General features: G+C 71.3%; 12 protein-coding genes and 2 pseudogenes. 10 read left to right on the forward strand and 4 right to left on the reverse strand.

The genetic code is table 11. The features are described 5' to 3' along the window. The 3 genes and pseudogenes from D474_RS30590 to D474_RS0121420 all read right to left on the reverse strand — a co-directional run. Positions 1–1,673 (reverse strand): annotated as a pseudogene (locus tag D474_RS30590) (hypothetical protein); the annotation flags it as partial. A 466-nt stretch (positions 1,674–2,139) separates the two neighbouring features. Next, a complete protein-coding gene (locus tag D474_RS0121415; RefSeq protein WP_152476973.1) occupies positions 2,140–3,105 on the reverse strand; it encodes an SDR family NAD(P)-dependent oxidoreductase in 966 nt (321 codons plus the stop codon). Between the two features lie 69 nt (positions 3,106–3,174). Continuing rightward, positions 3,175–4,416 (reverse strand): MFS transporter, encoded by a 1,242-nt coding sequence (locus D474_RS0121420; protein ID WP_017615542.1) that lies wholly within the window; start codon positions 4,414–4,416, stop codon positions 3,175–3,177. A 657-nt stretch (positions 4,417–5,073) separates the two neighbouring features. Between D474_RS0121420 and D474_RS0121425 the strand changes: the two genes are divergently transcribed. The 10 genes and pseudogenes from D474_RS0121425 (at position 5,074) to D474_RS31250 (ending at position 20,002) form a co-directional block, all read left to right on the forward strand. Further along, positions 5,074–5,460 carry a hypothetical protein gene (locus D474_RS0121425; RefSeq protein WP_017615543.1) on the forward strand — a complete coding sequence of 129 codons (387 nt, stop codon included), beginning with the start codon at positions 5,074–5,076 and terminating at the stop codon, positions 5,458–5,460. A 194-nt stretch (positions 5,461–5,654) separates the two neighbouring features. Further along, complete coding sequence (locus tag D474_RS0121430; protein ID WP_017615544.1) at positions 5,655–5,975, forward strand: putative quinol monooxygenase; 321 nt, start codon at positions 5,655–5,657, stop codon at positions 5,973–5,975. Between the two features lie 151 nt (positions 5,976–6,126). After that, entirely contained in the window at positions 6,127–7,173 is a 1,047-nt protein-coding gene (gene mgrA / locus D474_RS0121435; protein WP_017615545.1) for an L-glyceraldehyde 3-phosphate reductase, read from the forward strand. Positions 7,174–7,342: 169 nt separating this feature from the next. After that, entirely contained in the window at positions 7,343–9,400 is a 2,058-nt protein-coding gene (locus tag D474_RS0121440) for a WD40 repeat domain-containing serine/threonine protein kinase (RefSeq protein WP_026118685.1), read from the forward strand. A 19-nt stretch (positions 9,401–9,419) separates the two neighbouring features. Beyond that, positions 9,420–11,402 carry a protein kinase family protein gene (locus D474_RS0121445; RefSeq protein WP_017615546.1) on the forward strand — a complete coding sequence of 661 codons (1,983 nt, stop codon included), beginning with the start codon at positions 9,420–9,422 and terminating at the stop codon, positions 11,400–11,402. A 25-nt stretch (positions 11,403–11,427) separates the two neighbouring features. Then, positions 11,428–13,467 carry a WD40 repeat domain-containing serine/threonine protein kinase gene (locus D474_RS0121450; protein ID WP_026118686.1) on the forward strand — a complete coding sequence of 680 codons (2,040 nt, stop codon included), beginning with the start codon at positions 11,428–11,430 and terminating at the stop codon, positions 13,465–13,467. A gap of 85 nt (positions 13,468–13,552) precedes the next feature. After that, positions 13,553–15,616, forward strand: a complete 2,064-nt coding sequence (locus D474_RS0121455; protein WP_026118687.1) for a WD40 repeat domain-containing serine/threonine protein kinase — start codon at positions 13,553–13,555, stop codon at positions 15,614–15,616. Between the two features lie 328 nt (positions 15,617–15,944). Continuing rightward, positions 15,945–17,987 (forward strand): WD40 repeat domain-containing protein kinase family protein, encoded by a 2,043-nt coding sequence (locus D474_RS0121460; RefSeq protein ID WP_026118688.1) that lies wholly within the window; start codon positions 15,945–15,947, stop codon positions 17,985–17,987. 93 nt (positions 17,988–18,080) lie between these two features. After that, positions 18,081–18,593 (forward strand): annotated as a pseudogene (locus D474_RS33605) (serine/threonine-protein kinase); the annotation flags it as partial. A gap of 92 nt (positions 18,594–18,685) precedes the next feature. Next, positions 18,686–20,002 (forward strand): hypothetical protein, encoded by a 1,317-nt coding sequence (locus D474_RS31250; protein WP_239647143.1) that lies wholly within the window; start codon positions 18,686–18,688, stop codon positions 20,000–20,002. A 7-nt stretch (positions 20,003–20,009) separates the two neighbouring features. On the opposite strand, the gene eccD is transcribed toward D474_RS31250, so the two are convergent. Then, a complete protein-coding gene (gene eccD, locus D474_RS0121470) occupies positions 20,010–21,347 on the reverse strand; it encodes a type VII secretion integral membrane protein EccD (protein ID WP_017615549.1) in 1,338 nt (445 codons plus the stop codon). Positions 21,348–21,551 lie beyond the last annotated feature (204 nt).

A 21,551-nucleotide genomic window follows, 5' to 3' on the forward strand; every position in this document is an offset into this window, starting at 1 on the left:
TCGGACGAACTCTCCGAGGCGTTGTCCGAGGTGCCTTCGGAGGCGTTCTCGGACGAGCTGCCCGAGCCCTGCTCCGAGGCGGTCTCGGTCGAACTGTCCGTGGAACCCGTGCTCTCGGCCGGGGTCGGCGCGGGCCGCTGCTCCGCGGGCGCGGCGTCCGCGGCCGGTTCGGGGTCCGGGTTCCCGGAGCCGGATCCGGACCCACCGCCTCGGTTCGGGCGCTGCGACTCCGAACCCTCTGCCGCAGTCGGGACCTGCGGGCGGGGCGCACCCCCCTCGTTGTCCCCAGCACCGGCCCCGTTGCCCGGGCCACCGGACTCCCCGCCCCCGACAAGGGTGCTGGGGTCGGGCAGGTCATCCGGTGAGAAGCCACCGTCCGGCGCCTCGATCGACTGCGCATCGTCGGCGGTGGGTGTCTGTCCGGAATCGGGAACCCCGGCCGGTGTGCCACCCGAGGACGAACCGGACCCGGACCCTCCGTCGGCACCATCGGCACCGTCGCCGCCGGCCGCGGGGCCCGAGCCCATCCCGTCGAGCATGGACGCCCCGCGCCAGGCCATGAGCGGCACACCCACGACCGCACCGACACCGGTCGCGGTCAGGGCCGCACCGCCGACGACGCCGACGGTGTTGAGCACTGCGGTGGTGATGACGTACCCGGGCCGGTCGTCCCACTCCGTCCAGGGCACGACCGAGTGCGCGAGCTCCTTCCAGCTCTCCCCCATCGAGTCGAAGCCGGCCCACCCGAAGCTGTCGCTCTCCCGGTCGTAGAGCCCCGCGAGACCGGCCAGCTCCTTGATGTTGTCGCCGTGGTACTCGGTGAGCGCATCGCCCCAGGAGGCGTTGAGCCAGCCCTCGGAGCTGTGCGCCCCCACCGCACCGCCCACACCCTCGACGAACCCGACCCCGTGGTCCCAGACGGCAGCACCTGTGTCGACGAGCCAGTTGTAGTCGGTGTCGGCGCTGTTCAGCCCCCACTCCTCGGCCATGTCCTCGACCGAGCCTTCGTAGCCGTGGTAGAAGACGTCCTCGTCCAGGGCACCGTCGTCGGCGTCCGAGGGCATCGATTCGAAGCGCGTCCGCCCCGGGATCCCGCGGCTGATCGCGTCGGCGCAGGCCACCTCCGCGTCGGCGTACTCCTGGAGGAGCCCGTGCGCGCGTTCGATGAGCCGCTCGTTCTCCTTGACCTCGTCGCTCTTGACGAGACCGAGCCACTCACCCTTCTGCCAGTCCTCGTCCTCCTTGATGCGCTCGCGGAAGTCGCTGACGTCGTCGTAGAGGGTCTGGAACCGGCGCTGAATACTCTGCAGCTCACCGGCGAAGGTCTCCAGCGCCGTGGCGGCCCGGTCGGTGCCGGTCTGCACCTCGTCGCCGTCCTCGGCCACCGGGTCGAGGGCTGCGTAGAGCTCCTCCTGGTGATCGGGGGCCTTGTAGGCGTTGGTCAACCCGCCCCAGGCCGACTTGATGTCGTACCCGGTCTCGCTGACCGTGTCCCCGTACGTGCGCAGATCACCGGCGAGGGACTCGATGTTCTCCGGTTCCCCCTGGGGCATCAGCGACAGGATGCCCGTGGCAGAGACGACGTCGTCGCCGTCGGTGACGCTCTGGGTCTGCTCGTAGAAGGATTCGCGTTCGCGGTATTCGGTGGGACGGCCGCCGGGGGGCTCGGTCACGGTGGGGGCTCCGGGGGTCGGGCCGTGCGTGCGGGGTACACGCGCGGCCGGGGACAACAGGGCTACCTGTGAGTTATACCGATTCGCCCGTTACAGCGTGTATGCGGGGTTTTCCGTACCCGGTTCCCGTCACAGCCCTCACCAGCGCCGACGCACCCGGGGCCCGCACGAGCCCCTCACGCTCAGCTTTTCCGTGAGTCAGATCACAAGTGGAACCGAAAGAGCGCATGACCCGACCTCACGCGGCGTGACCGAGCAGAACCGCTGCGACCTGCGGCGGAACGCACAGAGGGCCCCGCCTCCACAACGGAGACGGGGCCGTCAGGGAGATGGCCACTCGTGGACAGGGGATCGATCGAACCGTTGCGCCCGAACATGCATCCGCCCGGCCGTGCGCAGATCTGATCCGCACCGCGCGTTGCGGCGCGGTACCTCCGGACCTGGGACAGATGTGTCCCGGGGCGGTTCACAGCTCCGGGGCGAGCCCCCAGGCCCGGGAGGCGAAGGCCCAGCAGGCCCGACCCACGACCGGGTTCACGCTCAGCTTCCCGGGACCGCCCAGGCCGCCGTGGCCGGCACCGGGCACGCCTTCCACACCCCCGGCGACGACCGGCTCGCCCTTGAGCCCGCCACGGGGCCCGTAGAACTGCCCGCCGAGCGCCTCGGGGTCGACGGCGGCGCGCACCACCGGGAGTGCGCCGCCGTCCTGGCCCTGCGCGAGGGGGTACTGCAACAGCTCCGCGGGGGTGGGCTCACGTTCGGGCGCGGCCTCGCCCAAGGGCTCTGAGCGCACCGCCAGGGAGTAACCGGGGTGGGCGACCAGGCTGCGCACCGGCGACCCCGCGGCGGTCAGGCGGCGGTGCAGCTCGAACGCGGCCGCCTGCATCACGAGCTTCGACTGCGCGTAGGCCAGCCAGGGGTTGTAACCGCGCTCCAGGTTCAGGTCGTCGGGGGTCGTGCGGGTCAACTTGGCCGCCATCGACCCGACCCACACCACACGCGCCGAGTCGCCGGACTTCTCCAGCTGGGGCAGCACCTCGCGGGTGAGGAGCACGTGCCCGAGCGCGTTCGTGGCGAGGGTCAGCTCGTACCCGTCGACGCTGACCTGGCGTTCCTTCGGGGAGATGAGGAGCCCTGCGTTGTTGACCAGGGCGTCCAGGCGGGGCAGGGCACGCAGTTCGGCGGCGGCAGCGCGCACCGAGTCCCCGGAGGAGGTGTCCACCTGCACCGTGCGCACGTTCGCGCCCGGAACCGCAGAGCGAACAGCGTCCGCGGCCTGTTCACCCTTGTCGAGCCCCCGGCACATGAGCACGGTGTCGGCGCCGGCCTCGGCCAGGCGCAGCGCCGTCCACAGGCCCACGCCCGAGCTGCCTCCCGTGATCGCGACCGTTCTGCCCTCTACTGCGGGCGGGTTGCGGTGGTCCCACGTCACCGTGATCCCCACTTCCTGTGTTCGCGTCTCACGTCGTCCTCCGGGCCGTCCTCCCCGTGCCCGCGGGCTTTACGCGTTCCGGCGGCCGCGCAGGAGCAGGAGGAAGAGCACACTCGTGGCGACGGTGGTGGCCACGGCCATCGGCGCGAACGCCAACTGGAACGCGCCCGGGTCGTCGGGCAGCTTCTGCAGCACGGCACCCGCGGCGACGGTGCAGACCACGGCGGTGGTGAAGCCGCTCATGTTGACCAGGCCCGAGGCGACGCCGGTGCGGCTGGCAGGGATGCCGTCGCGCGCGAAGTCGAAGGAGATCGTGGGCGCGAGGGTCTGGCCGACGGCGCTGGCGCCCATGACGGCCAGGCCGAGCCAGGTGGGGACCTCGCCGGTGGGCCACAGGACCATGAGCAGCCAGCCCACGGTCAGGGTGCTGCCCAGGGTCAGGGCCAGGCCGATGCGCACGTTGGGGCTGCGTCCGATCACGGCCCCGACGATGGGGGCCATCCACAGGGGTCCGGCGGCGACGGCCGTGAGGGTGAAGGCGGCGGTGCCCTCCTGCAGCCCGAGGCCGTCGACGAGGAAGGGGTAACCCCACAGCACCATGAGCATGGTGAAGGGCGCCATGATCGCGGCGTGGTGGGCCATGCCGACGCGGGGGCCATGCGCGGCGAGGGCCTCCTTGAGGGCGGCCCACACGGGGATGGGGTCGGCGACGGTGGAACGCCCTGCGGCGCCCGCGGGACGGTCACGCACGACGACGATCACGAGCAGGGCCATGGCGGCGGTCAGCAGCGTGACGCTCATGAAAGCTGTGGTCCAGCCGAACCCGTCCAGGGCCCAGGCCAGGGGTGCGGCGCTGGCGACCTGCCCGGCGCCGCCGACCACACCGGTGAGTCCGCTGACGAGGGCGTAGCGGGCGCGCGGGAACCACAGTGCGGCGAGCCGGATGACGTTGAGGAACACCAGGGCGTCACCGAGCCCGATGAGGAACCGTCCGGCGATGGCGACCTCGGCGTTGGGGGCGAGCGCGAAGAGCCCGGAGCCGAGCATCATCGCGCCGATGCCGATGGCAAGCGTGTACCGGGGGCCCAGACGGTCGGCGAGCAGGCCCGCGGGGATCTGGAAGAGGACGTAGATGAGGAGCTGCAGCATCGGCAGCATCGACAGCAGGGCGGGCCCGACGTCGAAGCGCTCCTGTGCTTCCAGGGCGGCCACGCCCAGACCGTTGCGGTGGAGCATGGCGAGGAAGTAACCGCCGACGGCGACCCCCCAGACGATCCACGCGCGGGCGCCGCCCGTGGGTTCGGTCGTCACCGCTCCTCCTCCACGGGAAATCCTGTCGTCGGATGTCTGTGTCTGTGTCACGTGGCCGCTTCTCTCCTCGTATCGATCCTTCTGGCAGTGTCCTCCACGCGCGCGTGCGCGAGGGGAAGCGGGGGTGAGGCAGTGGCCATCGGCCGCAGGATTGCCCGCGACCGTGCGGGTCCGGGGAGGGGCAACGAGGTGTCCCGAGTCGGTCAAGCACCCTCTCACCAGCGCAAAGTCACGGTACGCGACAAAATCGGGACACCGGGTGCGATAACCGGGTGACACTCGCGACAGGACCCCCGGGGCGAGCCCGTTTTTATCCCGCACTCATCTTTCGTACAGGCGTGTGACACAACGGCATTGCGCTGCCCAAACACCCAATGACACAGATGAGATCGGATCGTTGCAAGTGACATGGGTCACATTGAGAAGTCTCGACTCCGGGCGGTCAGTTACTGCTAGCATCCGGAGCGCAAAGCATAACTGCGAGGTAACGACACCGTTCGAACCTCACCAAGCTTTGCGGAGCGGATCCGTCGGCCACCAGCACGGCGGGGGCGCTCGAACCGCGGTGACGTGGCCGCAACACAACACAACGGAGCCCCACGGGGCGCCGGCCACACAGGTCCCTGCCGCGGTACCCGAGAAACCCTGGAGTCCACCTTGAGTCACTGGCGTCTGAACAACCCCCGGTCCACCCGGGCGAAGTCGGCACTCGCCAGCCGGGTCAAGCACAAGCCCCGCCACGCCTTCTGCGCTGAGCGGGCCATCACGGCCCTCCTGGGGCAGCTCGCCCCCACCGCCGCCCGTCGGCTCGACTGGTCCGGCAGCTCCGAGATGACGGTCATGACCGTGCGCGACGACATCAACGTCTGGTGCCGCGACGGGCAGTTCTTCTGGAACGACCTCGGACAGACCTTCTGCCACCCCGCCAGTGACCCCGCCGGCGCCGCAGCGCTGCTGGACCCTTTCGCCGGGACTCTCCAGCCCTCCCCGTACCGCATCCCCCACACCGTCGCCGCACCCCGGCGCACCATGGTCCCCGCCTGACGCGCACCACGCGCCCACGTGCTCCGCAGGGCGTGTGAGGATCACCGCGCCGTCCGGGCCGCCCGAGGCGGCGCTTCTGCCTCCCCTCCTCTGCGAGACTGATGCCAGACGGGACACCTGTGCCCGCACACCCGTGCGCACGCGCGTGTCCCGCCCTCTGACGTGCACCGCGACCAGTGAGGAGACTGGGGAGCATGATCCTGATCGTCGTGAAGTACCGGGTCAAGCCCGAGGCCAAGGACACCTTCCTGGACGCCGTCGCCGACTTCACCGCCGCGACCCGCGCCGAGCCCGGCAACCTGTGGTTCGAGTGGTCCCGCAGCGTCGAGCGCGACGACGAGTTCGTCCTGACCGAGGCCTTCAAGGACGGCGCGGGTGAGGCCCACGTCAACAGCGACCACTTCCGTGCCGGCCTCGAGGCCATGAGGCCGCTCCTGGCCGAGACGCCGCTCATCGTCAGCCGCCAGGTCGAGGGCGAGGGCTGGGACCGTATGGGCGAGCTGCAGATCGACTAGGGCCTGCCTGGTGAACGCCCGGCCACCGGTCACCTGCCACCCAACAGGCCCTGTCGGCTAACCTTCCGGGTGTTTCCCGGGGGCGCTCGCGCCCCCGGGCACCGGATCCCCGCCCCGGGTCCGGCGTCGCACCAGTGAGGAAGGGCAGACGATGGACCCCTACGTGGCCCACGAGGACCGCTACGAGACCACCGAGTACCGGCGCAGCGGGAAGAGCGGGCTGCACCTGCCGCGCGTCTCCCTCGGGCTGTGGCAGAACTTCGGCGGCGACCGCTCCATCGAGAGCCAGCGCACGATCCTGCGCCGCGCCTTCGACCTCGGGGTGTTCCACTTCGACCTCGCCAACAACTACGGCCCGCCCCCGGGCAGTGCCGAGGAGAACTTCGGCCGCATCCTCGCCGAGGACTTCGCCCGCTACCGCGAGGAAATGGTCATCACGACCAAGGCCGGCTACGTCATGGGCAAGGGGCCGCACCTGAACGGCGGCTCACGCAAGTACCTGCTCTCCTCTCTCGACAACTCCCTGCGGCGCATGGGGCTGGACCACGTCGACATCTTCTACAGCCACCGTCCGGACCCGGACACCCCGCTGGAGGAGACCATGACCGCACTGCACCACGCGGTCACCTCCGGCCGCGCCCTGTACGCCGGGATCTCCTCGTACAGCCCCGCCGCCACCCGCGAGGCCGCGCGCATCATGCGCGAGCTGGGCACCCCCCTGATCGTGCACCAGCCCTCCTACTCCATGCTCAACCGCTGGGTGGAGGACGGCCTGCTCGAGACCGCCGCGGACGAGGGCATGGGCACGGTCGCCTTCTCCCCGCTCGCACAGGGGCTGCTGACCTCCAAGTACCTCGACGGTGTGCCCGCCGACTCCCGCGCCGGCACGGGTCGGCCCAGCTGGCGGGAGAACATGCTCGCTCCCGAGGTACTGGAACGCGTGCGCGGGCTCAACGCCATCGCCGAGGAGCGCGGCCAGACCCTCGCGCAGATGGCGGTCTCGTGGGTCCTGCGCGACCGCGGCGAGCAGACCGTCACCACCGCGCTCGTGGGCGCCTCGAGCGTCGGACAGCTGGAGCAGAACCTCGCCGCCCTGGACGCGCCCGGTTTCACCGACGAGGAGCTGCGCCGCATCGACGAGTACGCCGTCGACTCCGACGTCAACATCTGGGCCTGGGCGACCAACACTCGGCCTTGACCCCGAGGATCTTGCTACTGGAGCAGACTTCAACGCCGATATCGGCTCTGGTAGCAAGATCCTCGAGGGCGTTGGTCGTCACACAGCGGCCCCGGCGGGGGCGCCCCGCCCCGCGGGCAGCCGCTACGGTGGGGCCGGACACGCCACAGCTCCGACCCCCGGGAGCCCGATGTACCCCCTCGACCGCGACGATCCGCGCCGGGTCGGCCCCTACCGCATCGCCGCCGTGATCGGGTCCGGGGCCATGGGGCACGTCTACCTGGGCTTGGACGCGCGGGAGCGCCCGGCCGCCGTCAAGGTCGTCCGCCCCGAGTACGCCTACGATCCGGGGTTCCGCGCGGGGTTCGCCACCGAGCTCGAGCTCGCACGTCGGGTGCACGGCCCGGGTGTACCCCGTGTGCTGGCGGCCGATGCCCGGGCCGAGGAGCCCTGGCTGGCCACGGAGTACGTCCCGGGCCCGTCGTTGCAGGAGCTGGTGGAGACCGCCGGGCCCTTGCCCGCTCCTTCGGCCCTCTTCGCGGCGCGCGCCACCGCCGGAGCGCTCGCGGAGGTGCACGGGCGCGGCCTGGCACACCTGGACCTCAAACCCGCCAACGTCATGGCCGCCCCGTCCGGCCCGCTCCTCATCGACTTCGGCATCGCCCGGGCCGTGGACAGTTCCCACACGGCAGACGGGAACGACGAGACGCACATCATCGGCTCACCGGGCTACATGGCGCCCGAGGCCTCCCGGGGAGAGCGGCCCGGGCCACCCGCCGACGTCTTCGCGCTCGGCGGGATCCTCGTGTGGACACTGACGGGCGCGGGCCCCTTCGGCGACGGCCACCCGTCCTCCGTCCTCTACAGGTCCGAGCACCAGGACCCGGACCTGAGCCGGGTGCCGCAGAAATGGCGCGGCCTTCTCGCCGCCTGTCTCGACAAGGACCCGGAACGGCGGCCCACCTCCGCGGAGGTCCTGCGCACCCTCGGCGGCCCCGTGGACCCCGCACCCGCCCCCTCGGGCTGGTTGGCACCGGCGGGCGCCGCCGCGGCCGAGGCCGTGGGGGACCGTTTCCTGCAGACCCTGCGCACCACCGAACACGGGCGGGCCTCCCCCGGGTTCCGGCGCCGCAACGCCCTGAGCGCGGCGACGGCCGCACTCGCGCTGGCCCTGTTGGCAACCGCTCTGACCGGAACGCACAGCGGACCCTGGCCAACCGACAGCGAGGACGGCGAGACCACCGCCGCGCGGGCGTGCGACCCCGCCGAGGACCTCGCGGACACCTTCACCGAGGACGCGGCCGACCGGCCGACCATCCCCGGAACCGACGAACGGCGCACCCCGACGACCTTCTCCAACGACGGATCGGTCCTGGCCGTGGGCGGGGGCGAGGGCATCGCCCTGTGGGACTGGCGCAACGGCGAGGAGATCGCCCTCATCGACGCCTACGTGGTGGAGGGTTACGCCGAAGCGGTCTTCAGCCCCGACGACTGCCGGATCGGGTACGCCGATTTCGACGGTGTGCACGTGTACTCCCTGGACACGGGCGAGTACGAGGTGTTCTTCGAGGACAACGTCACGTTCGATCTGGACTTCTCCCCCGACGGCTCGTCCCTGGCGGCCGGCGGCGTCATCATGGACGGGGTCCACTCCGTCGACTTCGGCACCGGCGACATCACGACCTACGAGGGCCCCTTCGGCAGCGACGCCGTGGCCTACTCCCCAGGCGGCGACCACCTCGTCGCCGTGGGCGAGGGCGAAGGGCTGTGGATGTGGGACACCGAGACGGGCGAGGTCCTCGCCGAGGCACCCGACGCGGTGGCCGGGGTCGGAACCAACCTCGACGTGCCCAACGACGACGGTGACGTCGTCTACGCCACGGCCGACGGCCCCGTGCACGAGAACCTCCTGGAGGGCGGCGACGCCCTCGCGTACGTGTTCGAGGAAAGGGCGTACCGGGAGGAGGCCTCGGGCCTGCTCCGCGACACCGCCCTCGACCCGGTGCACGACATCGTCCACGCCCACTACCGGTCGGACTCCGACCCCGACGGGGAGATCATGTCCTTCCTGGGGATGTGGGACTTCGAGACGGGTGACGTGCTCACCGACCGCGTCGAGATCGAAAGGGCCTTCGACGACATAACCCCCCACCCCCACGGCGAGGTGCTGGCCGCGAGCGGCCTCACCGATGTCGAGATCCTCCTGCTCGACCCCGAGACCCTCGACGTCCTCGAACGATTCGGCTGACCCACGACCCCGAGGCGCCATGCACCCTCTGCACCCCCACGACCCGCCCCGGGTCGGCCCCTACCAGCTGCACGCCCGCCTGAGCGAAGACACCGGGACCCGCACGTATCTGGCCTCGGCCCCCGGGCGCCCCGTGACCGCGCTCGTGGTCGCACGCCCTTCTCTGGCCGCCGACCCCGGGTCCCGGGCGGCCTTCACCCGGCGGGTCGCGGCCGCACGCGGTGCGCACAGCCCCTGGGTGGCCCCCGTGCTGGACGGCGACACCGACCGTGCCACGCCGTGGGTGGCGGTGGCACGCCCGTCGGGCCCCTCACTGTCGGAGTTCGTGGACGGGTCCGGGGCCCTCCCGGTGCGGGCCCTGCACCCCCTGGCCCTGGCGCTGGCCCAGGGCCTGGCCGACCTGCATTCCTCAGGCAGGACCCACGGGTCGGTCCGGCCCGGAAGGGTGCTGCTCACCGCGCACGCGGCCGTCCTCGCCGACCCGGGTCTGGCGCTTCCCGCCGCGGGGCCGGACGGTCACACGGCCGGAGACGTGTCCGCCGCCCCCGAGGGCGGGGGCGGCCCCGCCGCGGACGTGTTCGCCCTGGCCGCGACGCTGTGTTTCGCGGCCTCCGGGGTCGAAGGGCCCGACGGACTCGAACGCGTGCCCCCCGAACTGCGCGCCCTCGTCGACGCCTGCCTTCTCCAGGGCCCCGACCTGCGCCCCGGCGCACAAGACCTCGTCAGGATGCTCGGCGGTCCCGCTGTGCCCGGCCCGTGGCCCGCCGGTGTCGCCGCGGCCGTCACCCGTTCCGCCGAGGCCGTGGGACGCCTCCTGCCGGGCGAGACAACCGCCGCACCCGCTCGGCGCCGGCGCCGACCGTCCCCGCTGTGGGGCGCGGCGCTGCTCGCCCTGGTCTGCGCGGCCGGGATCACCCTGTGGGCCGTCCCCGGAGCTGGCGATGCGCCCGACCCCGATGCCGACTGCCTCGGTGCCACCGGGTTCGACGCGCCCGCCGAGGGGATCGGGGATCTGGACGCCATGGCCACGGCCTTCTCCCCCGACGGCGATCTGCTCGCCGTCACCAGCAACAACCACGGGCTCACGCTGTGGGACTGGCGGGAGGGCGAGGAGATCGCCCGGCCCGTCTCCGATCTCCACGAGGACGGGAACCCGGTCTTCTCCCCCGTCGGCTGCACACTCGCCGTCCTGACCCCGCAGGAACGCGGCGGGGACCACCCCCTCATCGGCGCCGCCACCGTCGTCGACGTCCCCTCCGGCACCCTCTCCGAGCACGACGGGCCCCAGCGCGACGCCTCCGCCCCCGACACCGGGGTCGGCTCGGTGTCCTTCGCCCCGGACGGGAGCCACATGGCGCTCGGGATGCGCATGGCCCGGAGCCCGCTCGGGGGCGCGGCCTCGATCGGCCTCGTCGACCTCGCCGACGGGGAGGCGACCGCCGCCTGGGGCAGCGCGCTGGTCGAGGACCTGGCCCATCTCGACGACGGCACCCTCCTCGCCCTGGACGCCGAAGGCATCACAGTGTGGGACCCCGAGGAGGAGGAAGCCCTCGTCACCGAACAGGGGTCCGCCTCCACCCACCTCACCCCCGTTCCCGGCGGCGACGAGTTCCTGCACGTGCGCAACGGACGGCTCATCCGGTGGAACCTGGAGGAGCGCACCGAGGTGGCCTCCGTGGCCCTGGAAGAGTTCCTGGCCGCCGACGGGGCCGAACTGGCCCACGTGGAGCTCGACCCGTCCGGCGAACGGGTCCACGTCGCCTGGGCCGCCCCGGACGAGGGCGAGGAGGCCTGGGACGACCCCGAATTCAGCGGACGCGACGCCGAACACCGCGCACACCTGTGGGAACCGCGCGCCGGCGGCACCCTCTCCGACGAGGAGGACCTCCCGCGCCCCGTGAGCCACCACCCCGACGGAGAGGTCGCCGCCGCCATCACCCCGGACGGCGGCGTGGATCTCGTCGACCCCGACACCCACGAACCCGTCCGCCCCCTCCAGTGACCGCCCGGACCGCATCGGAGCCGCCATGGACCCCCTCGCCCCCTCCGACCCGGCCTTCATCGGCCCCCACCGCCTCCTGGCACGCATCGGCGCCGGCGGTATGGGCGCGGTGTACCTGGCCCGCACCCCGGACGACGGTCTGGCCGCCGTCAAGGTCGCCCACCGAGACCTGGCCAGGAACACCGACTTCCGGGCCCGGTTCGCGCGCGAGGTCCACGCCGCGCGCACCGTGCGCGGACCGTTCACCCCCGCCGTGGTCGACGCGGGCCCCGAGGACCCGGCACCGTGGATGGCCACCGAGTACGTCCCCGGGCCCACCCTGAAACAGGCGGTGTCCGCGGACGGCCCGCTTCCCCCGGACTCCCTGCCGGTCCTCCTCCTCGGGCTGGCCCGTGCACTGCGGGCCGTGCACGCTGCCGGGATCATGCACCGCGACCTCAAACCGAGCAACGTACTGCTGTCCCCGCGCGGCCCCCAGGTCATCGACTTCGGCATCGCCCGCGCCGTCGAGGGCACCGTCCTCACCCGGACCGGCCAGGCCTTCGGCACCCCCGCCTACGCGGCCCCGGAGACGGTGCTGGGCCACGAGCAGGGCCCGCACAGCGACATGTTCTCACTCGCCTCCGTCGTGGTCCTGGCCGCCACGGGCCGCCCCGCCTTCGGGCGCGGGTCCCCCTCGCGGGTGCTGCGCCGCGTGGTCCGGGAAGAACCCGACCTCGACGGGGTTCCCGACGGCGCGCTCCGCAGCACACTGGAGCGCTGCCTGTCCAAGGACGCGCGCCGGCGCCCCGGCGCCGAGGAGGTCCTGGCCGACCCGGAGCTCGCCCGCGCGGCCTCCGCCGAACACGGGTGGCTGCCCGAGACCGTGCACCGCGACATCGGCGCCCGGGAGCAGCGGGCCCACCACGTCATGCGCTCCGTACCGGTCGCGCCGCCCGCCCCCGCGGCACGGCGTTCGCGCGCCCCTCTGGTCGCCGGCGCCGCCGCAGGCGCCCTGGTGCTGATCGCCGGGACAGGGCTCGCGCTCGTCCGCCCCTGGGAGGAGGCCGCGGGCGGGGACGCCGCCGAGGAGGCCCCCTCGGAACCGCCCGGGCACCCCGACATCCCCGGGCACGTGCGGGGCCTGCACTTCACACCCGACGGCGACGTGCTCAAGGTCCTCACCTCGGACAACCTCACCGAATGGGACTGGCGGGAGGGTGAGCTCCTCGACACCTGGGACACCCCTCCCGACTCCTACGACCTCACCGGGGACGGCGTGGCGGCGCTCGGATCCGACGACGGGGTGGAGGTCCACGAGGACCACCGCGCGGACACGTCCGTCACCTACACCTCGCCCGAGGCGGAGGACGTGCTCGGCTACGACTCCGTATCCCTCGCGGAGGACGAGACCCTGGTGGCCTTCGTCGAACGGCACGAGGAGCGGCGCGTCGCCAAGGTGTGGGACTGGAGCGGGCCCGAGGGCGACGAGGGCCTCGTGCTCGAGACGGAGGTCGACGACCACCCCGAGGACATCGTCAGCATCCTCCTGGCACCCGACGGTTCCCACGCGGCGGTGATCCACGACCAACGTCCGGCCCACACCGAACTCCTGGAGGTCGACAGCGGGGAGCGGGTGGCGGCCTTCCCCGAGGAGGCTCTCGACGGCGACGCCCCCGACACGGGGAACGCGGCCTTCGTCCCCGCGTTCTCCGCCGACAGCTCGCTGATGGCCGTGTACCGCGACGACAGGTCCGCGGTCGACCTGTACGACCTGGAGGAGGCGGAGGTCGTCGACGAGTTCGGCCTTCCCGCGGAGGGCGGGGTGGCCGACCTCGTGTTCACCCCCGACGGCAGCCGCCTGATGTCGAGCAGCACCCGGAACGAGCCCGACGAGGACGCGGGCGGCCGGATGTGGGACCTGGACGGGGGCGGGGAACTCAGCGACGGGGACACCCTGCTGCACGGGCGCGTGGCCGTCCACCCCGGCGACGGGACGATCGTGGCCAGTGAGTGGGGGGAACGCGGGAACACTCTGTTCTTCCTGGACCCGGACACACTCCTGGACACCCACCGGATCGAGTGAACCACGTGCGCCTCCGTGGAATCGGACGAAATAGACGGGCAGTAAGCTGCGTCTGCGTCCCCTGTGCCAGAAACCGAGTATCCCCATGCACTCCCTCGCTGACGACGATCCCGCCCGGATCGGCCCCTACCGCATCACCGCCCTGCTCGGCAGCGGCGGGATGGGCCGCGTCTACCTGGGGTTCGACCGCGACGACCACCCGGCCGCCGTCAAGGTGGTCAAGGCCGAGTACGCCTACGACCCGGACTTCCGCGAACGCTTCGCCCGCGAACTCGCCTCCGCCCGACGTGTGCACGGACCCGGGATCCCGCGGGTGTACGCCGCCGACACCTCGGGCGAACGCCCCTGGCTGGCCACCGCCTACGTCAAGGGCCCCTCGCTGCAGCACCTGGTCGAGCAGAACGGACCGCTACCGGAACCCTCCGCCGTCTACCTCGCGCGCGCGATCGCCCAGGCCCTGACCGGTGTGCACGCCCAGGGGCTGGCCCACCGCGACCTCAAGCCGGCCAACACGATGGTCTCCGCCGAAGGTCCGCAGGTCATCGACTTCGGCATCGCCCGCGCCGCCGAGGACGGCCACCAGGGCGACGGCTCGACCCTGGCGGGGACCCCCGGTTACATGGCACCCGAGGCCTCCCGCGGGGATCAGGCCGGACCGTCGGCCGACGTCTTCGCGCTCGGCGGCATCCTCGTCTGGGCCCTGACCGGGTCGGGGCCCTTCGGCGACGGCCATCCCTCCTCCGTCCTGTACCGGGCCGAGAACCTGGACCCCGAACTCGACCGGGTCCCCCCGCAGCTGCGGCCGCTCGTGGCCGCCTGCCTCGGCAAGGACCCCGCCCGACGACCCACGGCCTCCCAGGCACTGCAGAGCCTCGGCGGGCCCGTCGACCCGACCACCTACGCCGAACAGTGGTTGCCCCCGCACGCGGCAACCGCCGTCGCCCGGGTGGCCGCCGACTACGACAGGGTGCGCACACTGTCCGGCAACGGGACCAGGACCCGAGGGCTGCTGGTCGCCGGAGCCGCGACCATGGCGCTGTGCCTGGTCGCCGGGTTCGGGTACTGGAGCGTCGCCGACCCCTTCGCGCCCGCCGAAGAGACCCAGGCCGCCGACGGGGAGGACGAGGCTCCGCAGCGGGACCAGTGCGACCCGACCGAGCACCTCGCCGACGAATTCACCGAGGCGGCGTCGGGGACGCCGACCGTTCGCTCCGACTCGGACCGTGTGCACAGCGAGTTCTCGCACGACGGGTCGGTCCTGGCCGTGACCGGAACCGAAGGCGTCTCACTCTGGGACTGGGAGAAGCGCACAGAAGTCGCGTTCATCGACGATCCCAGGAACGAAGGGGACGAAGGTGCGGCGTTCTTCAGCCCCAACGACTGCTTCATCGGTTGGGCGACCGACGACGGCGCGCGGGTGCACTCGTTGGAGACGGGGGAACTCACCGTGTACGCGGAGGGTCGGTCGATCAAGGAGATCTCCTTCGCGCCCGACGGTCGCACCCTGACGGTCGCCGATTTCGGGTTCGACGCCGAGGCCGGGACCTACGACATCGACCTGGAGACGGGCGAGACGGTCGTGGTCCACGACGATCCCGGCAACGTGCTCAGCCTCGCCCACTCACCCGACGGGGCCCACGTGGCCGGGGTCGACTCCATCGACACCGCCCGGATCTGGGACACCGAGACCGGAGACATCGTTCATGCGCAGGACGGCCTCGGCGTGGACATCGGCCAGGCAGTCCAGCTCCCCGGCGACGGACAGGTGGTCTTCTTCCTTCCGGAGGGAGTCCTGCACTACGACTTCGTGGCCGACACCGGAGAAGGGTGGTTGTTCGAACCACCGGAGGACGCCGACCACGACGGGGAGCTGCGGGAGTTCATCTACAACGAACCGGCCGGCCTTCTGTACACGGCTTTCACCGAGGAGCAGGACGACGACAGCGTCGATTTCCACTATTACATCTGGGAGTTCGACCACACCTCGGACGAGGGGCAGGACGAGGAAGTAGACGCCGAGATCGGGGACGTCGCCATCAACCTGGCGGTGCACCCCGAGGGCGACGTGGTCACCGGGTATGCGCCGGACCTCGGCGAGGTCCTGCTGTTGTCACCCGAGGACCTGGCAGAGATCGACCGCCTCGGCTGACCTGGTCCTGGGCTCCTCCCCGAGCACGAAGTCGCCGTCGACGTCACCACCGCGCCGAAGCCCTCGTCGTCACCCATCCCGTCGCCGGACGCTGGGGGAACGACCGAATTCAGGAAACCGTCCTGGCCGCCGACACCGGGAAAACCCTCCACCAGGACCGCCTGCCCGACGACACCCCATCACGCGGGCCAGAGGTGGCCGCCATCGCATGTCCCCCTGGGTGTGTCAGCGGTCGAACGCGATAAAGTCCGCGTGCGGGCCACATCGGCCGGAACCACCCCCTGGACCACCACCCGGGCCACCATCGGCCACCGCACGAGCAGGACCCATGATCCCCCTCCATCCGTACGACCCGCCCCGGATCGGCCCCTACACACTCCACGCACGGCTCGGCGAGAACACCTGCGCGCGTATCTATCTCGCCACCGCCGGGAACCAGGCGCCGGTCGGTCTCTGGGTCACCCGGCCGCACCTGTCCTCGCTTCCGGCGTTCCGCGAGGCCTTCTCACGGCGGGCCGGCCTCTCACGCGAGTTGAACAGCCCGTACGTCGCGTCCGTCGTCGACACATCGACGGACGAGGCCGTGGCGTGGGCCGCGGTGTCCCGGCCGTTCGGTCCGACCCTGGCCGAATGCGTGTCCACCAACGGCCCGCTGCCGGCCGCCGCGCTTCCTCCCCTGGCGTTGGCCATGGCCCAAGGGCTGGCCGACCTGCACGCCGTCGGCTCTGTCCACGGGTCGCTCGGGCCCGACGGGGTCCTGCTCGCGGAGCACGGAACGGTACTGGCCGACCCTGGACTGCAGACGGCCTCAGCGGATGCCGGTGCAGAGACACCTCGCTCCACCCCTGCCGTCCCCGATGGCGGTGGGACACCCCCGGACGACGTCGTCTCCTGGGCCACGGCGCTCTGCTTCGCGGCTTCCGGGATGGAGGGCTCCGAAGGCCTTGAACAGGTCCCCCTACAGCTGCGGGGCCTGATCGACACGTGTCTGGGGAACCACGCCGAACTCCGTCCCACGTCCTCCGACCTTGTGCGGATCCTGGGCGGTCCCACCGCAGCCGGCGCCTGGCCCCACGATGTCGCCTCGGTGATCCGCCGGCACGCGCACGCGGCCGAACACGCTCTCGCAGCGTCCGACGCCGCCCCTCGGCCCCGACTCCGACGCGGCAGAGCGGCAGCCCTCACCGCGAGCGGGGTCACGCTGGCGGTGCTGGCAGCCGGCTCGGTGTGGGCCTTCAGCAGTGCCGGACCGGGCGGCCAGAACGGGTCGGCAGGGGACGGCCCGATCCCCGACGTCGGTTGCCTGGAGATCGGGGACCTGCCCGAGCCCTCCGAGCCCATCGACGACCTCGACGCCTTCGGGGTGGACTTCTCCGCGGACGGTGAAGCCCTTCTCGTCTCCAGCGCCGAGCACGGATCCACCGTCTGGGACTGGTCCGCCGGAACCGAGATCGCCCGCCCCTCGGACGACGCCCACTGGTTCAGCGCAGGCGAGTTCGCTCCAATGGGATGCTTCGTGGCCGACCTGCGTGCCGAGACCTTCCGGGACTACAGCCACGACCACTCCCTGCTCGCCACCCACGACCTCTCCACCGGGGAGACCGACGAGCATCTGGGGCCCCAGACGCAACGTGTGCTGGACGGCCTCGACACACCGCGCGATGCGGAATCCTTCGCCTTCTCCCCGTCCGGCGGCCTGCTCGCCGTCGTGCTCGGTTACGAGTACTACGCCTCCCACGACGAGCGGTCGCCCAACATCGGGATCATCGACCTGGCCACAGGGGAGCTCGAGCACGAGTGGGGCGATCAGGAGACGATCCGCGACGCCGCCTTCGTGGACGAGGAGCGGCTGCTCGCCGACACCGGCAGCTCCCTCCAGCTGCACGACGCCGAGTCCGGAGAACAACTCTCCACGATCCGGGACTACACAGGCGGAGGGTTCGCCCTCGTCCCGGGCACAGAAGAGGTCGTCTACCCGAGCAACGACCATCTCGTCCGGTGGGACATCACGGAACGGACCGAACTCGACAGGTTCGAGATCCGCGAGTTCACCGAGGCCGACCAGGACCTCGCCTACACCACCGGGATCGAGGTGGACCCCGACCTCGGCCTGCTCCAGTTCAGCTGGTCCGAACCCGGCCCCGACGACAACTTCACCGGGCCGGACGCCGAGGTCAGCGGACGCTCCTACGACCACCACGGCCACGTCTGGGACCTCCGGACAGGGCAGGAGATCGACCCCGACGACGGTGTCATGGCCCGCCCCATCGCCTTCCACCCCGAGGGCGAGGCGATCGCCTCGATCAACCCGGAAGGCGCTGTCGAGATCCTCGACCCCGACACCCTGTCCACGGTCGACGTGCTCCCCTGACAGCCACGGAACGAGACGATGAAACCCCTGACGCCTTCCGATCCAGCCCACATCGGCCCGTACCGGGTCCTCGCCCGGCTCGGTGCCGGAGGCATGGGCACGGTCTATCTCGCGCGCACGCCCAGCGGCCACCTGGCAGCGGTCAAGGTCGTGCACGCCGAACTCGCGCAGGACCCTGGGTTCCTCGCCCGTTTCGACAGGGAGACCCGCACCGCTCAGATGGTGCGCGGGCCGTACACCCCCGCCGTGCTCTCGGTGTCCGCCGGGCAGGGCAACCCGTGGATGGCCACCGAGTACGTTCCGGGCCCCACGCTCAGAGAGGCTGTGGCCTCGCGCGGTCCGCTCCCCGAGGGGTCGTTGCGCTTGCTGGCGCTGGGCCTGGCTCGTGCTCTGCAGTCCGTGCACGCATCGGGAATCATGCACCGCGACCTGAAACCGGGGAACGTGCTGCTCTCCCCGCGCGGCCCGCAGGTCATCGACTTCGGCATCGCGCGTGCCGTCGAGGGCACCGTCCTGACCAAGACCGGTGAAGCCTTCGGAACACCCGCCTACACCTGCCCCGAGACCGTGCTCGGCCGGGAGCAGTCACCCGCCAGCGACGTGTTCGCCCTCGCCGGCATCGTCGCCTTCGCTGCCTGCGGCAGGGCGCCCNCGAGGTACTGCAGCGCATCGTCAACGACGAACCCGACCTCGAGGGCGTGCCCGCGGGTACCCTGCACGATCTCCTGGCCCGGTGCCTGGCCAAGGACCCCGCCGCGCGCCCGTCGGCCGACGAGATCGTGCACGTGCTGTCGTCCGAACCCTTGCCCTCCGCGGAGCACGGGTGGTTGCCCGCCCACGTCAACGCCGAGATCGGCGAACGCGAGCGCGAACTCCACCGTGTGGTGTCTGCGGAGCACACGCCACACCCCGTCGGTGAGGAACCCAGGCGGCCCTTCCTGGTGACCGGTGCCGTCGTGACCGCGGTGGCGGCCATGATCGCCACAGCTGCGGTGTTGCCCCGCCCCTGGGAGCAGGAGACCGACCCGGCTGAATCGCTCGGCGCCGCCGAGAGCGAAGGAAGCGACGACGAGCCGAGCTTCCCCGAGGGCGTCTACGGCATGCAGTTCAGCGCGGACGGCGACAACATGTACGTGCACGCGGCCGACCGGGTGACCGTCTGGGACTGGCGCGAGGGAGAACTGCTCGACTCACCCTTCGACGACGCCCCCGAGTTCTTCTCGTTCGACCTCGCCGAACCCGGCCACATGGCCACCGCCGGCCAAGGCGGCGTCCACGTGTGGGACGACCAGCACGAGCACTTGGCGTCCTTCGACGGCGGCCCGGGTGAGGGAGAGCACCACGACAGCCTCTCCTTCTCCGCGGACGGCTCCCTGTTGGCCTTCGTGCACGGAGAACCCGAGACCGACGATGCCGCCGTGACCGTCTGGGACTGGGAGGAGGACACCGTCGTCTGGGAGGACGACGTCACCGCGATGGGTGCCGACCTGAGCCCCACCGGCGATCACCTCGCCCTGAACCATCCGAACGAGAACCCTCGCCTGTGGGTGATCGACCTGGAGTCGGACGAGATCATCCACGAGTACCCCGACGAGGAGCACGCCGGCAGCACACACGACGGCATGGGCTCGGTCAGGGTCGCGTTCTCCCCGACCGAGCCGCTGATCGCCGTGCCCGACGACATCCGGGAGACCACGCTCCTGATCGACCTGGACTCGGGGGAGGTCGATCAGGAGATGGACTCTCCCGGGATCCCACGGGGGATGCAGTTCTCGTCCGACGGTTCCGTGCTGTTCTCGGGGCGTTCAGAGGGCATCAGCGTGTCCGGTGGCTACATGTGGGACACCCGGACCGGCGAGGAAATGGTGACAGGGGACACGCTGCTGTACCAGGTACCGACCCCGCATCCCGACGATGAGACCGTCGCCGTGGTCGAATCCGTCGAGGGCAGCGACGTGGACGTGATCCTCTTCCTCGACCCCGACAACCTGCGGGACACACACGAGATCAACTGAGCGGGGATCACGCGGACGTCATGCGGGCAACGAAGTCGAACAGCCCCATGCCCCAGGCGCAGATGACGAACAGGGCCATGATCACGAGAATCTCCATCCAGTTGAGGATCCGGCGGAGAGAGGCCCGAGGAACGTCGTTGAGCTTGACCCAGCTGAGCACGGTCAGCAGCACGCCGGCGACCAGCGCGGCCGCGGGGAGCCACGGGCCGAAGACCGGGTAGGTCTGGACCACGGCCATGCCCGCAGCGCCGATACCGGCCACCCCGGCCAGGCGGAGCGGGAGCACGTGGCGGATGCGGTCGAACATACGCGAGCGCAGCACGAGCAGGAGCCCGAGAAGTCCGCACAGCAACAGGTCCGGGAGCCCGGTGCCCAGGTATGCGAGGAGAGCTGTCACGGCCCCGCCGGACACTGCCACGCCCATGGTGATGCCGAGCAGCAGACGGTCACTGTTGTCGTGGGTCTCCTCGAACCGGTCCGTGGCCACCTGGCCCGAACGTCCGACCTCGTAATCGAGCCCGGAGAGCCCGCCCATCACCATCGCCACACGGGGCAGAGCACCCACGCACAGCGCCAGGGCGATACCCATCGCGCGCGCACCCTGCACAGGCTCCACGAAGAGCCCCACGACGACCAGGACCGCGGCGGAGAGCGCCACGGCAGTGAAACCGGCGATGTAAGCGAGCCCGGTCTCGTGCAGGGCCCAGCCGACGACGGCCACGAGCAGTGCACCGGACAGCGCGATGGCGCCCATGACCAGGGGGTTCGCGGTGACGAAGAACCGGGCCACCAGGACCGCCGTGACAGCCCCCCAGACGCAGGCGGTCGAGAACAACACGTGGGAGACCGCCACCAGGGGCCGGCGTGCTGCGAGCAGCATCGCTCCGATGGTGAAGAGCGTGCCCAGAGCAGCGACCGCCAAGAACCCGGGCGACGGGGCGGTCCACAGCATGAGCGCGAGCATCACCAGCGGACCGATCGCTCCCGCGAGCAGTCCGAAGGACAGTGTCGTCCTCGGGTTCCAGATCCACGCGGTCTCGTCGACGCGGTCCTCGACGGCCCCGCGTACGTCGTCGACGTACTCGGGGCGCCCGGGCGCGACCGCCCGGTCGAGGACGAGCACGTCCCCGTCGTAGATCCCGGCACCTTCCAGCGGCTCCTCGAGACGGACCGGTTGCCCGTCGACCGTGGTCAGGTTCCAGGAGGCCGGTTCGGTGCTCTCCTCGTCGGGGGCGCACACGTCGATGATGCGCGGCATGAGTGTGGCCACGGGCACACTCCCGGGGAGTGCGAGGTCGACCCAACGCTGGGGACCGGTGACCGTGACCCTGCAGTAACCACTCACCTGAGGGCCTCTTCGTCGTCGTATGGAGTGTTTGCCATGGTTGAGGGGTGTGACGGCGGTTGATTAGGTGATTCGCGGCTTTCGCGAGAACATTCCTAGCGTAACGACCTTCGTACTGAAAGCCCCTAGCGGACGGAAAGACAGTACCGTGGCGACGAAATCTGTCCCCCGGCCGGCCCGCAGTGTTCCCCCCGCTCCAGGGAA

This window comes from Nocardiopsis salina YIM 90010, assembly GCF_000341025.1.
Taxonomy (GTDB): domain Bacteria; phylum Actinomycetota; class Actinomycetes; order Streptosporangiales; family Streptosporangiaceae; genus Nocardiopsis; species Nocardiopsis salina.

What these genes read in the sequence shown, in the direction of transcription:
- D474_RS0121445 (WP_017615546.1), top strand. Translation starts at nt 9,420, where the DNA reads ATGCACCCTCTGCACCCCCACGACCCGCCCCGGGTCGGCCCCTACCAG.
- D474_RS0121455 (WP_026118687.1), top strand. Translation starts at nt 13,553, where the DNA reads ATGCACTCCCTCGCTGACGACGATCCCGCCCGGATCGGCCCCTACCGC.
- D474_RS0121460 (WP_026118688.1), top strand. Translation starts at nt 15,945, where the DNA reads ATGATCCCCCTCCATCCGTACGACCCGCCCCGGATCGGCCCCTACACA.
- D474_RS0121450 (WP_026118686.1), top strand. Translation starts at nt 11,428, where the DNA reads ATGGACCCCCTCGCCCCCTCCGACCCGGCCTTCATCGGCCCCCACCGC.
- D474_RS0121440 (WP_026118685.1), top strand. Translation starts at nt 7,343, where the DNA reads ATGTACCCCCTCGACCGCGACGATCCGCGCCGGGTCGGCCCCTACCGC.
- mgrA (WP_017615545.1), top strand. Translation starts at nt 6,127, where the DNA reads ATGGACCCCTACGTGGCCCACGAGGACCGCTACGAGACCACCGAGTAC.
- D474_RS0121430 (WP_017615544.1), top strand. Translation starts at nt 5,655, where the DNA reads ATGATCCTGATCGTCGTGAAGTACCGGGTCAAGCCCGAGGCCAAGGAC.